This is a genomic window from Rhizobium sp. USDA 4016 (assembly GCF_056279705.1).
Genome location: NZ_JBWCCY010000004.1, coordinates 2,744,546 through 2,760,249 on the forward strand (window position 1 = coordinate 2,744,546; position 15,704 = coordinate 2,760,249).

At 61.4% G+C, this 15,704-nt stretch carries 9 protein-coding genes; 4 read left to right on the forward strand and 5 right to left on the reverse strand.

Annotation, left to right across the window (positions count from 1 at the left end; genetic code table 11):
• The first annotated feature begins 86 nt into the window (after positions 1-86).
• Together pepN and ACZ9DP_RS29235 are read left to right on the forward strand one after the other, a co-directional pair.
• Positions 87-2,735, forward strand: coding sequence for an aminopeptidase N (gene pepN / locus ACZ9DP_RS29230; RefSeq protein WP_476204363.1), 2,649 nt, complete (start codon positions 87-89; stop codon positions 2,733-2,735).
• A 182-nt stretch (positions 2,736-2,917) separates the two neighbouring features.
• Positions 2,918-5,236 (forward strand): PAS domain-containing sensor histidine kinase, encoded by a 2,319-nt coding sequence (locus ACZ9DP_RS29235; RefSeq protein WP_239599589.1) that lies wholly within the window; start codon positions 2,918-2,920, stop codon positions 5,234-5,236.
• On the opposite strand, the gene ACZ9DP_RS29240 is transcribed toward ACZ9DP_RS29235, so the two are convergent.
• From ACZ9DP_RS29240 to ACZ9DP_RS29255, 4 genes are all read right to left on the reverse strand, one after another.
• On the reverse strand, positions 5,233-8,187 hold the full coding sequence (locus ACZ9DP_RS29240) for a bifunctional [glutamine synthetase] adenylyltransferase/[glutamine synthetase]-adenylyl-L-tyrosine phosphorylase (RefSeq protein ID WP_476205497.1): 2,955 nt from the start codon (positions 8,185-8,187) through the stop codon (positions 5,233-5,235). The two genes, ACZ9DP_RS29235 and ACZ9DP_RS29240, sit on opposite strands and share 4 nt — an antisense overlap.
• 83 nt (positions 8,188-8,270) lie before the next feature.
• Positions 8,271-9,677, reverse strand: a complete 1,407-nt coding sequence (locus ACZ9DP_RS29245) for a sensor histidine kinase (protein ID WP_194729278.1) — start codon at positions 9,675-9,677, stop codon at positions 8,271-8,273.
• Complete coding sequence (locus tag ACZ9DP_RS29250; protein WP_194730100.1) at positions 9,674-10,351, reverse strand: response regulator transcription factor; 678 nt, start codon at positions 10,349-10,351, stop codon at positions 9,674-9,676. Before ACZ9DP_RS29250 ends, ACZ9DP_RS29245 begins: the two co-directional genes overlap by 4 nt.
• A gap of 152 nt (positions 10,352-10,503) precedes the next feature.
• Positions 10,504-12,066 carry a Do family serine endopeptidase gene (locus ACZ9DP_RS29255; protein WP_074067098.1) on the reverse strand — a complete coding sequence of 521 codons (1,563 nt, stop codon included), beginning with the start codon at positions 12,064-12,066 and terminating at the stop codon, positions 10,504-10,506.
• A 262-nt stretch (positions 12,067-12,328) separates the two neighbouring features.
• Between ACZ9DP_RS29255 and ACZ9DP_RS29260 the strand changes: the two genes are divergently transcribed.
• Positions 12,329-12,919 carry an ankyrin repeat domain-containing protein gene (locus ACZ9DP_RS29260; RefSeq protein WP_476204364.1) on the forward strand — a complete coding sequence of 197 codons (591 nt, stop codon included), beginning with the start codon at positions 12,329-12,331 and terminating at the stop codon, positions 12,917-12,919.
• Between the two features lie 41 nt (positions 12,920-12,960).
• Complete coding sequence (locus tag ACZ9DP_RS29265) at positions 12,961-13,482, forward strand: YHS domain-containing (seleno)protein (protein WP_194729276.1); 522 nt, start codon at positions 12,961-12,963, stop codon at positions 13,480-13,482.
• Between the two features lie 2 nt (positions 13,483-13,484).
• Here the strand turns inward: ACZ9DP_RS29265 and ACZ9DP_RS29270 are convergent, their stop codons facing one another.
• Positions 13,485-15,701, reverse strand: a complete 2,217-nt coding sequence (locus tag ACZ9DP_RS29270; protein ID WP_476204365.1) for an adenylate/guanylate cyclase domain-containing protein — start codon at positions 15,699-15,701, stop codon at positions 13,485-13,487.
• Positions 15,702-15,704 lie beyond the last annotated feature (3 nt).

Sequence of the window (15,704 nt, forward strand, 5' to 3'; positions counted from 1 at the left end):
ACTTTAATGTGATGATGCTGCAAAACCTACGGCAGAGCATTCGCGTCTGTCCCAGCCCATATCGATAAAGGTCTTCAGGGAACACTATGCGTACAGACACGGGCCAGGTCATCAATCTGGCAGACTACCGCCCCACCGATTTCGTTCTGGAACGCGTGGACCTGACCTTCGACCTTGATCCCACAGAAACAAAAGTCGAAGCGCGATTGATCTTCCATCGCCGCGAAGGTGCCGATCCGAAGGCGCCGCTTGTTCTCGACGGCGACGAGCTTTCACTTTCCGGCCTGCTCTTCGACCAGATGGAAATGCCGCCGGAGCAATATACGGCGACAGCCGATAGCCTGGCCGTCTACAACCTTCCCGCAGCCGACCCCTTCGAACTGACGATCTCAACGATCATAAATCCGCAAGCCAATACCCAGCTGATGGGCCTCTACCGCACCGGCGGTATCTACTGCACCCAATGCGAGGCCGAGGGCTTCCGCCGCATCACCTATTTCCCAGACCGTCCGGATGTTCTGGCGCCCTATACTGTCAACATCATCGCCGACAAGGCCGCCAATCCGCTTCTGCTTTCCAACGGCAACTTCCTCGGCGGCGCCGGCTATGGCGAAGGCAAGCATTTCGCGGCCTGGTTCGATCCGCATCCGAAGCCGAGCTATCTCTTCGCGCTCGTCGCCGGCGATCTCGGCGTCATCGAGGACACGTTCACGACGATGTCCGGCCGGGAGGTCGCCCTGAAGATCTACGTCGAGCACGGCAAGGAGCCGCGTGCAGCCTATGCCATGGACGCCCTGAAGCGCTCCATGAAGTGGGACGAGGAGGCCTTCGGACGCGAATACGATCTCGACATCTTCATGATCGTCGCCGTTTCCGACTTCAACATGGGGGCGATGGAGAACAAGGGCCTCAATATCTTCAACGACAAATATGTTCTCGCCGATCCGCAAACCGCAACCGATGCCGACTACGCCAATATCGAAGCGATCATCGCGCATGAATATTTCCACAACTGGACCGGCAACCGCATTACCTGCCGCGACTGGTTCCAGCTCTGCCTCAAGGAAGGCCTGACCGTCTATCGCGACCATGAATTCTCGTCCGATCAGCGCTCGCGTCCGGTCAAGCGCATTGCCGAGGTCCGGCATCTGAAGTCGGAGCAGTTTCCGGAAGACGCCGGCCCTCTCGCCCACCCGGTTCGTCCGACGAAGTATCGGGAAATCAATAACTTCTATACGACAACGGTCTACGAGAAGGGCAGCGAAGTCACCCGCATGATCGCCACCCTGCTCGGCAAGGAGACTTTCAAAAAGGGCATGGACGTCTATTTCGATCGCCATGACGGCCAGGCGGTCACGATCGAGGATTTCGTCAAGTGCTTCGAGGATGCGAGCGGCCGCGACCTTGCGCAGTTCTCGCTTTGGTACCACCAGGCCGGCACGCCGCTCGTCACCGCCTCCGGCAGCTACGATGCGACCGCCAAGACCTTCAGCCTGTCTCTGGAGCAGATGGTTCCGGCGACGCCGGGCCAAACCGACAAGAAGCCGATGCATATCCCGCTCAGCCTCGCCCTCTTCGGCGAAAACGGCGGCAAGATCGAGCCGGCCTCCGTCGAAGGAGCCGAATATACCGGAGAGGTGCTGCATCTCATCGGCAGAACGCAGACTGCTGTTCTCCACGGCATCGGATCGCGGCCGGTCGTTTCGATCAACCGCAGCTTTTCGGCGCCGATCAACCTGCATCTCGACCAAAGCCCCGCCGACCTCGCGCTGCTCGCCCGTCACGAGACGGACCATTTCGCTCGCTGGCAGGCGCTGACCGATCTGGCATTGCCGAACCTGCTGAAGGCAGCGCGCGATGCGCGTGAAGGCAAAGCGATTGCCTGCGAACAGACCTCCATCGATGCACTGCTTCATGCCGCCGCCGACGAGAGCCTTGAGCCCGCCTTCCGCGCCCAGGCGCTCGCCCTGCCGAGCGAATCCGACATCTCCCGCGAACTCGGCAGCAACAACGATCCGGATGCGATCCATGCCGGGCGCCAGGCCGTCATGAAGCAGATTGCAGATCGTGGAATCGCAATCTTTACCGGTCTCTTCGAGAAAATGACCACGCCGGGCGACTTCAGCCCTGACGCAAAGAGCGCCGGCCGCCGGGCGCTCCGTAATGCCGCGCTGACCTACCTTTCCTATGTGGAGAATGGCCCAGCACGCGCCAAGGCTGCGTTCGACGCCGCCAACAACATGACCGAGAGGCTGCACGCGCTGACGGTCCTGGCTCACCGCTTTCCCGAAAGCGGTGAAGCGATCGCCGCTCTTTCAACATTCCGGGACCACTTTGCGGAGAACGCCCTCGTCATCGACAAGTGGTTTTCCGTGCAGGCAACCATCCCTGGCCCCAGCGCGCTCGACCGGGTCCGCAAGCTGATGGAAAGTCCGCTCTTCAAGCGCACCAATCCGAACCGCGTTCGCGCGCTTGTCGGCACGTTTGCCTTCACCAATCCCACCGGCTTCGGCCGGGCCGATGGCGAAGGCTATCGCTTCCTGGCGCGCGAGATCCTCGATATCGACCAGCGTAATCCGCAGCTTGCTGCCCGCATCCTGACATCCATGCGTTCATGGCGGTCGCTGGAGCCGGTGCGCGCCGGTTTGGCCCGCGCTGCTCTGACGGAGATCGAACACGCACCCGCCCTTTCGACGGACGTTCGCGACATCGTCGAGCGCACGCTGAAGGGGTGATTTGCTCGCCACAGGCGCCGCGCGAGCCTGCGGCGCTTCGAAACGTCTCGGCAAAAAAACAGCACTTATAGATAGTTAACAGATTTTTACCTTTCCCTCTGGACACGGCGAATCAGTAATGATTCATTGAGTGAGGTTCGAGCGAGCGGCGCTGCGAATCACACGAGGGATCAAGGCTGGTGATGATGAACGTGCGGCGGGCAACTGCGGCCGGAGGGCGGCTGCGTGTTGATTTTGAGGGGCTTCGTGCCTGGCACGGCAATGCCTCCAACCGCACCGCGGCGATCTCCAAGCCGATAGCAAACCGCCTTCCGCACACCGAAATCATCCTAAAGCGCGCCATCCCGGCACTGATCGTAGCCTTCCTTGCCGTCGTCGCAGCCTCGCATCTTTTCGGGATGATGTCGGAATATACCCGCATGGGCGCAGCCGCCCGGCATGCGACCGCACTTTCGGCGGCGACCGCCGCGGCCGTATTTGCCGATTCCAGCGATCTCTTCGACAACGGCAGAGCCGCCGAAGCCCAAGCAAAACTTGCGAAATTCCTGCCACAGGACCGTCTCGGCAGCGGCTCCTTCATTCTGCTCGTGCAGACGAGCGGCAAAGTCTTCGCCGCATCCACCGCGGGCCTTGCCTATGTCGGATCGAATGCCGGCGATTTCTTTCCCGAGGTTTCCGCCATCCGCCGCTTCGGAGATCGGGCCGGCGTCATTGAAACGACGATCAGCGGCAATCCGCATTACGCCGAAATCACCCTGGTCGGCAGCACCGGCGGCTATATCATCGCAGCAACCTCGCTGGACGAGATCGGCAGGCTCTGGCGCGAAGAGCTGACACTCAACGTGACGCTGTTTGCCGGCATTTCTTCGATCTTGCTGGTAATCCTTTACGCCTACTACATGCAGGTCAAGCGCGCCCGGGACGCCGACGAGATCTTCGTCGAATCGAACCAACGCGTCGAGACAGCACTTTCGCGCGGCCGCTGCGGGCTTTGGGATTTCGATTTCGACAGCCGCGAATTCTTCTGGTCGCGTTCGATGTACGGCATGCTCGGCCTGCCGGCTTCCGACAGATCGATTTCCTTCGGCGACGCGGCGCGGCTGATGCATCCGGAAGACGGTGGGCTGCACGAGATCGCGCGCTCGATCGCCAAGGGCAGTTCCGGCCAGGTCGACCAGATCTTCCGCATGCGCCATGCCGGCGGCCACTATGTGTGGATGCGCGCCCGCGCCCAGATGATCCGCAGCAATTCCGGCCGCGTCCACATGATCGGCATCGCGATGGACGTGACCGAGCAGCATCGCCTCGCGCAGCGTTACGCCGAGGCCGACCAGCGCCTTGCGGACGCGATCGAATGCACGTCGGAAGCCTTCGTTCTCTGGGACAAGAATGACCGCCTGGTGATGTGCAACGCCCACTTCCAGCAGGCCTACGGGCTCCCAGACAGCGTCCTCGTTCCAGGCACCGAGCGCAGCGTGGTCAACGCCGCAGCCGCCCGGCCGGTCATCGAGCGCCGCATGGCGGATGCCGATGGCGCCGGCCATTCGCGCACGACCGAGGTCCAGCTTGCCGACGAGCGCTGGCTGCAGATCAACGAACGCCGCACCCGCGACGGCGGCATGGTTTCGGTCGGCACCGACATTACGCTTCTGAAGCGCAACCAGGAGCGCCTGCGCGAATCCGAGCGGCGTCTCATCGCGACCATCGGCGACCTCAAGGCATCGCGTCAGACGCTCGAAAGTCAGAAAGCTGCTCTTTCGGTCGCAAACGCCAACTACCAGGCCGAGAAGGAACGCGCGGAAGCGGCGAACAAGGCGAAGTCGGAATTCCTTGCCAACATGTCGCATGAGCTGCGCACGCCGCTCAACGCCATCCTCGGCTTCTCCGAAATTCTGCAGAACCAGATGTTCGGCCCGCTCGGTTCGCTGAAATACGACGAATATGCCCGCGACATCCATGACAGCGGCAAGCACCTGCTCAACGTCATCAACGATATCCTGGATATGTCGAAGATCGAGGCGGGGCACATGAAACTGCACCGCGAGAAGATCGATCTTGCGCCGCTGATCGAGGAAAGCCTGCGCTTCACCGCCATTCCGGCCGCCCAGAAGAACATCGTCATCGAGCAGCGCGTTTGTGATGGCATGACGCTGACGGCAGACCGCCGCGCCATGAAGCAGATCCTCCTCAACCTTCTCTCCAATGCGGTGAAGTTCACCAACGACGGCGGCCGTATCGCGCTCCGCACCCGCCGCGATGCGGCAGGCGTCATCGTCACGATCGCCGATACCGGGATCGGCATCCCGCACGAAGCGCTCACGAAGATTGGCCAACCTTTCGAGCAGGTTCAGAGTCAATATGCCAAGAGCAAGGGCGGTTCCGGTCTCGGCCTCGCCATCTCCCGCTCGCTGACGGCGCTTCACGACGGCAAGATGCGTATCCGTTCGCGTGAGGCGATCGGCACCGTCGTCTCGTTCCGCATTCCGGACGGAGCGCGTTAGGAATTCACCGTCGTCTGGAATATCTTCCGGACAGCCTTCGAAAGCCGTTTGATCTCGCCTTCAAGCGTCTTGACGTCCGGGCAGTCCCCTGCCCTGCACACCAGCTCGGTCAGCCCGGACGGCGCCTCGGCGGGATTGAAAGGCCCGTCGATGCAAAGCCGGATCAGCTGCGACAGCTCCGTATAGAGCGTGAACGCCTCCAGGCAGAGGTCGAGGTCGGCCGCCGGCAGGAGCTTCGCCCCGAGCGTCTTCAGCGCCTCGCCGGTATTCATCCCGCCGATCTTCGCCGTTACGCTCCTCGCCGGCGCGATCAGCGCCAGATATTGCGCAATGAATTCGATATCGATTACGCCGCCCGGAATAAGTTTCAGATCCCAGATGCCGTCCGGCGCTTTCTCCTTGTCGATCAGTTCGCGCATCTCAGCGACGTCGCGGCTCACTTTTGCGGCATCGCGTCTCTTTGAGAGAACATCGCGGATGATCCGTTCCGCCTCGCTCATCAGGCTCTGATCACCACAGATCAAACGGGCGCGGCTAAGCGCCATATGCTCCCATGTCCAAGCCTCGTCGCGCTGGTATTTCTCGAAAGACCTGATGCGCGTGGCGACCGGGCCCTTGTTTCCCGAGGGGCGAAGCCGCATGTCAACTTCGTAGAGAACGCCTTCGGCGGTCGGCGCCGAGAACGCCGCGATCAGACGCTGCGTCATGCGGGTAAAGTAACGCACGGCATCCAATGGCTTCCCGCCGTCGGATTCGGAAGCGGCATCGTCATAGTCGTAGAGCAGGATGAGATCGATGTCGGAGCCCGCCGTCAGCTCGAAGCTGCCAAGCTTGCCCATGCCGGCAATGGCGACCTTGCCGCCGGGAAAATCGCCGTGTGCCGCCCGCATTTCCTGCCTGACCGCATCGAGCGCGGCTTCGATCGCAAGGTCGGCCAGATGGGTGAAGGCGCGAGCTGCCATCCGCCCGTTGATCGCGCCGGTCAAGAGCCGGATGCCGATCAGGAAGCGCTGCTCGGCCGCAAAGATGCGCAGCCGGTCCAGCACCTCCTCGTAGTGGCCCGCCTGCGCCAGCGATGCCATCAAACGTTCGCCGAGATAGTCACGCGTCGGCAGCTCCGCCATCAGTCCCGGATCGAGCATGCCGTCGAAGACGTGCGGCTTGGCGGCGATCACCTCGGCAAGCTTTGGCGCCGAAGACATGATGTTGACGATCAGCGAAAGCAGCGCCGGATTGCTGCCGAGCAAGGAGAAAAGCTGAATACCGGCCGGCAGGCCGGAAATGAAGCTGTCGAAGCGCAGCAGCGCCTCGTCAGCCCGCTTACTTTCGCCGAAGACGCGAAGCAGCTCCGGCGCGAGCTCCGTCAGCCGCTCCCGCGCTTCGACGGATTGTGTCGCGCGATAGCGGCCGTAATGCCAAGTGCGGATAATGCGGGAAATATCGGACGTGCGCTTGAAGCCGAGCTTCTTCAGCGTCTCCAGCGTATCCGGATCGTCGGCCTGGCCCGTGAACACCAGATTTCCGGTATCGGTCGACAGCCTGGTCTCCTGCTCGAAGAGCCGCGCATAGCGCCGCTCCACGGTCCGCAGCACCTCCACCAACCGCTCAGCAAAACTCGGCGTATCCGTAAAGCCCATCATGAAGGCGATGCGCTTCAGATCGGCCTCTGTTTCCGGCAGCAAATGCGTCTGCTCGTCGCGCACCATCTGGATGCGGTGTTCCACATCACGGAGAAACCAGTAGGCCTCTGTCAGTTCGTCGCGGGTTTCCGCATCGATCCATTTCGCCTTGGTCAGTTCGGCAAGCGTCTCCTCCGTGCCGCGGCTGCGCAGCGCCGGCATGCGCCCGCCGGCGATCAGCTGTTGCGTCTGCACGAAGAATTCGATCTCGCGGATGCCGCCGCGGCCGAGCTTGACATTGTGCCCCTTGACCGCAATTGCGCCGTGACCCTTGTGCGCGTGGATCTGCCGCTTGATCGAATGAATGTCTGCGATCGCCGCATAGTCCAGATATTTGCGGAAGACGAAGGGCGCAAGCCCGCGCACGAACCCCTCTCCCGCCTTCATATCCCCGGCAACGGGCCGCGCCTTGATGAAGGCTGCCCTCTCCCAATTCTGGCCGCGCCCTTCATAGTAGATCATCGCGGCATCGACCGGGATCGCAAGCGGGGTCGAACCGGGATCGGGACGTAGGCGCAGATCGGTACGGAAGACATATCCGTCGGCCGTGCGCTCCTGAAGGATTCGCACCAGCCGCCGCATCATCCGCGGAAAGATGTCGATCGCATCATCCGGATCAGGCACGATGCCGGCATGCTCGTCGAAGAAAACCACAAGATCGATATCGGATGAATAGTTCAGTTCCGATGCGCCGAGCTTTCCCATCCCGAGCACGACCAGACCGGAACCTTCGCTCGGATTTTCGGCGTCCTTCAATTGCAGGTTGCCGGCCTCATGGGCAGACAGCAGCAGATAGTCGATCGCGGCCTTGACCGAGGCTTCGGCCAGGGCGCTCAGCCAGGCCGTCGTCTGCCGCCCGTCGAAGAGCCCGGCGAGATCGGCGAGAGCGACAAGAAACGCCACTTTCCGCTTGATGGTACGCAACCGGCTCATGACGGCAGATTCGGCAGGCGAAATCCCTTCTTCGGGCTTCCAGCAGTCGCGCGCCTCAGCGATCAGCATTTCGATCTGCGGCTCGACAGGCGATGAAATCGCAGCAGCGAGAACCGCATTGTCTATAGTGGCACTCTCGCGAAGATAGGGCGAAAGCGTCAGTACCGCAGCGATGAAGTCGGATAGCGGTCCACCTGCCTTCAGCAGTGCCGCGACGGCCGGTTCGTGTCTGCCGATATCCTGAAGGTCGGCGAGCGCCAGCTTGAGCTCGGATTGGTTCAGCGGTCGCAATAAACCGCCACCCACGTCCTTCAGGCTGTGTGTCGAATTCGTCAGCATTTCACCTCCCGGTGCCGCCGCGCCCGGAATAAGCGCTGCCATACGAGCCCCTAACCTAGGGTCACAATCCGGGGCGGCCAACCCTAAGCAGGCTTGACGGGGAAAATCACGCTGACGGTAAGGCCACGACCGTCTTCTTTTTCCGGATCTGTATCGGAAAGCTCCAGCGTGCCGCCATGCAGTTCCATCACTGCCTCGACCAGCGAAAGGCCAAGCCCCGTGCCGGGCTTCGACCGGCTCTCGTCAAGCCGCACGAAGCGCTTTATGACATCCTCGCGCTTGTCGGCGGGGATGCCCGGCCCGTGGTCGGCGACCGAAAGGCAAATGCCGTTGGGCCGGCGCAACAGCTTCAGGCTGATTTCACCGCCCTTGGCATCCCCGGAATATTTGATCGCGTTGTCGATCAGATTGAAGATCGCCTGTCCGATCAATTCGCGGTTGCCTTGGATGGATATGCCGGGTTCGATGCTGGATGTCAGCACCAGCCCGGCCTCATCCGCAACCGGCTCGTAAAGTTCGGCGCTGTCGGCAACAATCGTCGAAAGCTCGATTGGCGACATCTCCGCGGCGACAGAACCCGCTTCCACGCGCGAGATCATCAAAAGCGCATCGAAGGTTCGGATCAGTTGATCGGATTCCGAAATGATCCCGTCCAGAGCCAGGCGGCGCTGATCCTCATTGGCCGTGTCAATCGCATCAGCGGCCTTGTTGCGCAGGCGCGTCAGCGGCGTCTTGAGGTCGTGGGCAATGTTGTCGGAAACCTGCCGCAGGCCTTCGTTCAGCTTTTCGATGCGCTCCAGCATCGTGTTCAGCGAAACCGACAGGCGGTCGAACTCGTCGCCCGAACCGCCGACCGGCAGGCGCTGCGAGAGATCGCCCGCCATGATCTTCTTGCTTGCGGCGGACATGCGATCGATCCGCTTCAGCGCGTTGCGGCCGATACCGAACCAGATGATGATGGCGCCGAGGCCCATGATCGCAAGCGCGATCATCAGCGCCTGGCGCACCAGCACGCGGAAGCGCTCGGGCTCGCCGAGATCGCGGCCGACGAGAATGCGCAGGCCGTTGTCGAGCACAAAGATATTGGCGATCGCCATGTGGCGGCGGTCGACCCCGCTGTCGGCGTAGCGTTGATAGAAGAAGGGAACGGAGGTCCAACCGGTTTCCTCAAAGACGCCCGGCTGCACCGAGGCGACGTTGCCCGCAAGGATATCGCCCGACGGGCCGGCGATGACATAGAGATTGGCGCCCGGCTGACGCGTGCGGCGCTCCATCGCGCGCAGCAGCGCGTTCATGCCCCCCAGATCATACGCACGCCTGACCACATCGACTTCTTGCTGGACGGCCTCGCGGATCTGCCCGCTGAGCAGCCGCTGCGACATCGCCGTCACGTAGAAGACGAGCGTTGCGGCGCAGATTGCGAAAAGCAGGATATAAAGGGCCGAAAGGCGGACTGCGGTGGACTTGAAGAGAACCCAAAAACGGCTCATCCCTCGTCCTTGATCATGTATCCCGCACCGCGGATCGTCTTCAGCAGCGGCCGGCTGAAGTCCTTCTCGATCTTCGAGCGCAGGCGCGAGACATGCACGTCGATGACGTTCGTCTGCGGATCAAAATGGTAATCCCAGACATGCTCGAGCAGCATGGTGCGCGTGACGACCTGCCCGGCATTCTTCATCAGATATTCGAGAAGGCGGAATTCGCGCGGCTGCAGCGGAATTTCCTTGCCGCCGCGCCGGACTTCATGGGAAAGCCGATCGAGTTCGAGGTCGCCGACGCGGTAGACCACGTCCTGCTCCGGCGTCCCCTTGCGACGGCCGAGCACTTCGACACGGGCGAGAAGCTCGCTGAACGCATAGGGCTTCGGCAGATAGTCGTCGCCGCCGGCGCGAAGGCCGGTCACGCGGTCATCGACCTGCCCCAGGGCGGAAAGAATGAGAAGCGGCGTATGGACGCCCTTGCGCCGCAACTCGCTGATGACGGAGAGCCCGTCGCGGCGCGGCAGCATGCGGTCGATGACGATCACGTCGTAGCTGTTTTCGGACCCCATGAAGAGCCCGCTTTCGCCGTCGCTTGCATGATCGGCGATGATGCCCGCCTCGCGAAAGGCCTTCGTGAGGTAGGCCGCGGCTTCGAGATCGTCTTCGATGATGAGAATCTTCATCCGGCCGACATTACCTGCCGGTTGCGTTTGGGCAAGGCTCAAAGCGTCATCCTGTTGCAGTGGGGTCATCGCCGTCGTCCTTGAAAAGATGGAGAAGGGGAGCCGCGCGGAGGTCGGATCGCGGCTCCCCTTTTTAGGCCAAGGTGGGAGGATCAGCCTTGGCCGTTGATCGGCAGCGCAACGAAGCGGCTGCCTTCCTGGGACTGGATCTGGAAGAGAGCCCGGGTGCGGCCGTCCTTCTTCGCCTGGTTCAGAACCTTGACGACATCATCGGCGTTCGAGACCTGCTGGTTGTTCACCGAGGTGATCTTTTCGCCTTGCTTGATGCCCTTGTCGGCAGCATCCGAATCCGCGTCGATGCCGGTGATCGTCAAGCCCTTGCCGTCATCAGAGGGGCCGACCGTCAGGCCGAGATCGGCAAGCGCCTTTTCGGATGCCGGTGCCTCAGGCTGCGGTGCCGGACCACCATTGTCGTCGTTGGAAGCGTCCTTCTGGTCAATCGGCAAGGTGCCGAGTTCAACGGTGAGGGATTGAGCCTTGCCGTCGCGCCAGACCGACACTTCGACCTTGCTGCCAGGCTGCATGGCGCCGATTCGGCGGCTCAGATCGCGGGCATCCTTGACCGTTTCGCCGTTGACGGCAGTGACGACGTCGCCTGCCTTCATGCCCGCCTTCTGGCCCGGCGTTCCATCCTGAGCCGAGACGACCAGCGCGCCGTTGGCTTCCGATAGGCCGAGCGAATCGGCGATGTCCTTGGTAACCGGCTGGATCTGTACGCCGAGATAGCCGCGCGAAACGGTACCGTCCTTCATCAGGTCGGCAACGACGTCCTTGGCGGTCGAAGCCGGGATCGCGAAGGCGATGCCGACGCTGCCGCCCGACGGCGAGAAGATCGCGGTGTTGATGCCGACCACCTGACCACTGAGGTTGAAGGTCGGACCACCGGAGTTACCGCGGTTCACGGCTGCGTCCACCTGCAGGTAGTCGTCATAAGGACCGGAGCCGATATCGCGGCCACGGGCCGAAATGATGCCTGCCGTTACCGTGCCGCCGAGACCGAACGGATTGCCGACCGCCACGACCCAGTCACCGACGCGGACATTGTTGTCGTCAGCCCAGTTGACATAGGTGAACTTGCGGCCCTTTCCGTCAACCTTGAGCACTGCGAGGTCCGTGCGCGGGTCCCTTCCGATCAGCTTGGCGTCTAGCTCGGTCCCATCGGTCATGACGGCAACGAAGGCCGAGCCGTCGGAAACGACGTGATTGTTGGTGACGACATAGCCGTCCTCGGAAATGAAGAAGCCGGAGCCCTGCGCGACTGGGCGCAGGCGGCCCTTGCCATCCGGTGGGCCAAACCTTCTGTTCGGACCGCCCTGCGGACCGTTCGGGCCTTGTTCGCCGAACTGCCTGAAGAAGCGCTTCAGCGGGTGGTCGTCGGGAAGATCGTCGAAACCGCGGCCATTGAAATCGAACGCGAAGCCGTCGGTGCTGTCGGAGGCCGGATTGATGCGGGATTCGACGCGAACGGAAACGACGGCCGGGGAAACGGCGTCGACGACATTCGCAAAGCTCGGGACCGACGGAGCTTGAACATTGACAGCTTCGGCGTAGGAGCGCGTGATCTCAAGCGGCACACCGGTTGCAAACACGGCGGCAGCGAGACCTGCGACAGTGGACGCCTTCAGCATCGTTTTGAGGGAGGGAGTCTTGAACATTTTAGGCACCTTCTCTTCTTCTTGTCTTCGTCCCGGCCAATGCCGGATCGGTCGATGGATGAAGATATAGGATGCCGCACCTTACTGCGAACTGTCCGCATAATGAAAAATTCGTAATGTAGGAATAAGCGCTCTATAAATTTCAATGTCCGAGGCAGCCTCGACGGGTTGAGCGCCGTACTTCTTGCTCCCCCAGATATATTCATGATATCTTAAATATTCTTCCGATCCGGCGAGGATGCCTTGGGGCAAGGGTCATGCGATGAGGGTTGTCGGAATATCTGCGTTGGGTGTCTTGCTTGGGATCTCGCTCGCCTGGGCTGATCCTCTGCACGATGCGGCAAAGGACGGCAATCGCGAACATGCCGGCCAGCTTATCGATCAGGGCGCGAATATCACCGAGCCGGATGCGGCAGGAGAGCCGCCTCTACTGATCGCGGCACTTGCCGGAAACAAGGATATCGTCGCACTTCTGCTCGAAAAAGGCGCCGATATCGAGATCAGAAACAAGGGCGGGCTGACGGCGTTGCACGCGGCAGCCTATGGCGGGCACCTCGATGTCGTTGAACTGCTCGTATCGAAGGGTGCGCTGATCAATGATGAAAAGAACTTCTACCAAATGTCGCCGCTTCATGCTGCGGCCGAAGAAGGTCATGCCGATGTCGTCGCCTTTCTCGTCGCGCACAAGGCAAACATAGAGGCGAAGGAACGCAACGGCTACACGCCGCTGACGCAGGCCGGATGGCGATCCCACTGGGATGCCGCAGACCTGCTGTTGAAAGCGGGCGCTGTTTGCCAGCAGGCCGACCTGGTCGGCGACTGGCTGTACGGCGAGTGCACGAAGCGGAAATAGCGCTTGCTGCATCTCATCGCCCGAACTGGGAGAATGGACACATGTCATATCGCAAGCAGACAGGCGGCGCTGCCGCCTATATTATCGCTGGCGCCGCGATCCTCTTGGCGTTTGTGCAGCCGGCATCGGCGGAAGAGCCGGTGAATACCGGCTATTTCGGGGACGTGGCGATCAAGGGCTACGATCCCGTGGCCTATTTCACCGAGAACAAGGCCGTGGAAGGATCTCCGGTCTATTCGTATCGGTGGCTGGGTGCCGAATGGCATTTCACCAGTTCCGAAAACCGCGACCGCTTCATTGCCGAACCCGGCAAATATGCGCCTCAATACGGCGGCTATTGCGCTGATGGCGTTTCCTTCGGAACCGTCACGACCAATATCGACCCGAAGGCATGGCGGATCATCGATGGCAAGCTCTATCTGAGTTACGATCCCGGTGCCGCGGAAGGCTTCGAAAAGAAGCCGACCAAGGTCGTCGACTCCCAAAAGCACTGGTCGGAGGTGCAGAGCACCTTGATTTCCGACAAGGTGCGCAAGGACTGGCAGGATATGTCGGCCGAGTGAGTTCACGGGGTCAGCGAGAAGAACTTCAGCGCCTGCGGGGTTACGTGAACATACTGGGCGCCGGCTTGTCCGGCGTCCTTGTTTCTGTAAACCTGCCCGCACACCATGCGATCGAGAAAATAGCCGCCGAACCGCTCGCAGAGCCTGTTACCCTGCACCTCCACCGTGCCGGTGATGTTGGTATTGGCGCTGCGGTAGGCGGTATTGCCGGCCTTGTCGAAATACTGGACGAACGCCGTTCCGTTTTTGTGTTTTCCGCTCCACGTCTTGTCTCTGATCAGGTTGCGCAAGGCGTCTGCATCAAGCTGATCAGCTTCCGAACCGACGAACCCAAACGGCCATTCCGGAATCCCGGCCGCGCGCAATCCCGCTAGATGATGCTCCAGGTCGTCTTCGCGCCAGTAGTCGTAGAGATAGTTGTAGTAGGTAAGGTTGGCGTCCGGAAACAGTTCCAGAAGCTTGGCCTTTTCCTTCGCGCCGCGAACCCGGTCCCCTTCATACGCATAGGCTGCCGTCAGGTACTCGCGCGCAGGCTCTGCGTTGGGCAGCGCATCCCGCGCCGCCTCGATGAGCGGAATTGCGCGCCTGTTGTCCCGCGCGGTGTAAAAGACGATTCCGGCCAGCAGCCGGAAGCTCGACGGTGGAGCGGGATCGAGCCGCAAAGCATTTTCCATCTCAGCTACCGCTTCTTCGTGACTTCCCGTATGGACGAGGATCAAAGCCAGGTTGCCGAAGGCCTCCGCACTGTTGGGCTGCGCCTGTACCGCCCGGTTTGCCGAGTCCCGCGCCTCCGCGGCCCGACCGTCAACCAGCTGCAGCAGGGCGAGAACGGTGTGGGCGCGCGCATTGTCGGGGTCGAGCTTGAGCGCTTGTCCGGCCGCATCATAGGCGATCTTGCGCGCCACAGCCGCCGACCAGAGGAAGTTGTAGTCGTTGCGCCAGACGTCGACGGCAACGCGCGCAATGCCGGCATGCGCATCAGCAAAGTGAGGATCGAGATCGATCGCCTTCTGATAATAGGACAGCGTGCGCCGATAGGTTTCCACGTCGCTGTAGGCGAGGCCCTCCTGCTCTGCCCGCATGTAGTAATCGTAGGCTTCCAGATTGTCGCTCGGTATCCGCTCCAGCTGGGTGCGCTCGCCCTCGCTGAGTTCCACCGCGAGCGCGGAGATGATCTTGCCGGTGACGTCGTCCTGAATTGCGAATAGATCGGCATATTGGCGGTCGTAGCGCTCGGCCCAAACCGAAAGCCCGCTCAGCGCGTCGATCAGCTTGACGTTGATCCGCAGCCGCGGCCCCGCGCGCTGCAACGTGCCTTCGAGCACGTAGTGGACGCCGAGCTCCGCGGCGACATCCTGAATCTTTCCTGCACCGTTCTGAATGGCAAATACTGAATGCCTGGCGATGACGAAGAGTCCCGAAACCTTGGACAGCTCCGTGATCAGGTCGTCGGTCAGCCCCTGCGCCAGATGATCCTGCTCCGTATCACCGCTGACATTGATGAACGGCAACACCGCCACCGAAGGTTTGTCCGGCAGGGGATAGGCGAAGCGCTCGACCAGCGTTGGCGTCAGGCCAAGCTCCCACGGCTGCCACCAGTAGGCTGTGGCAGCGGCCAAAAGCAGGACGGCAATGGCAGCCGCTAGGCCGGCAGGCATCCTCAACAGACGCTTGAAGCTTCTCGGCAATATCCGGGCTTTATTCGGATCCAGCACGACCCGGTAGACGCGGATCGGCTCGACGATGCTCTTCACTTTTTGCCTGCCAAGCGAGGTGTAGCCGACATCAAGCTTGGTTTTTACCTGATCGTAAGTCGTGCCGGAGATCGCAATCCCGCCCGGCTCGGCCAGCCCCTGTATGCGGTCCGCGATATTGACGCCATCACCCTGAATGTCGTCGCCCTCGACAATGATGTCTCCAAGGTTGACGCCGATGCGGAAATCGAGCCGCATCGCTCCATCGTCGGATGCTTTTCGCAATGCCTTCTCGCGCTGTACGTCTATTGCGCAGTGCAAGGCATCGACAACGCTGTGAAATTCGACAAGCAGGCCGTCGCCCATGGTCTTCACCAGCCGGCCGTGATGTTCGGTGATCTTGGGCAGGATGATGTCGTCCATATCCGCCTGGAAGCAGCGGCGCGTGCTCTCTTCGTCGATCTGGCTCAAACGGCTGTAACCGGCGACGTCAGCGATCAGAATTGCTGCAAGACGGCGCTCCATGTC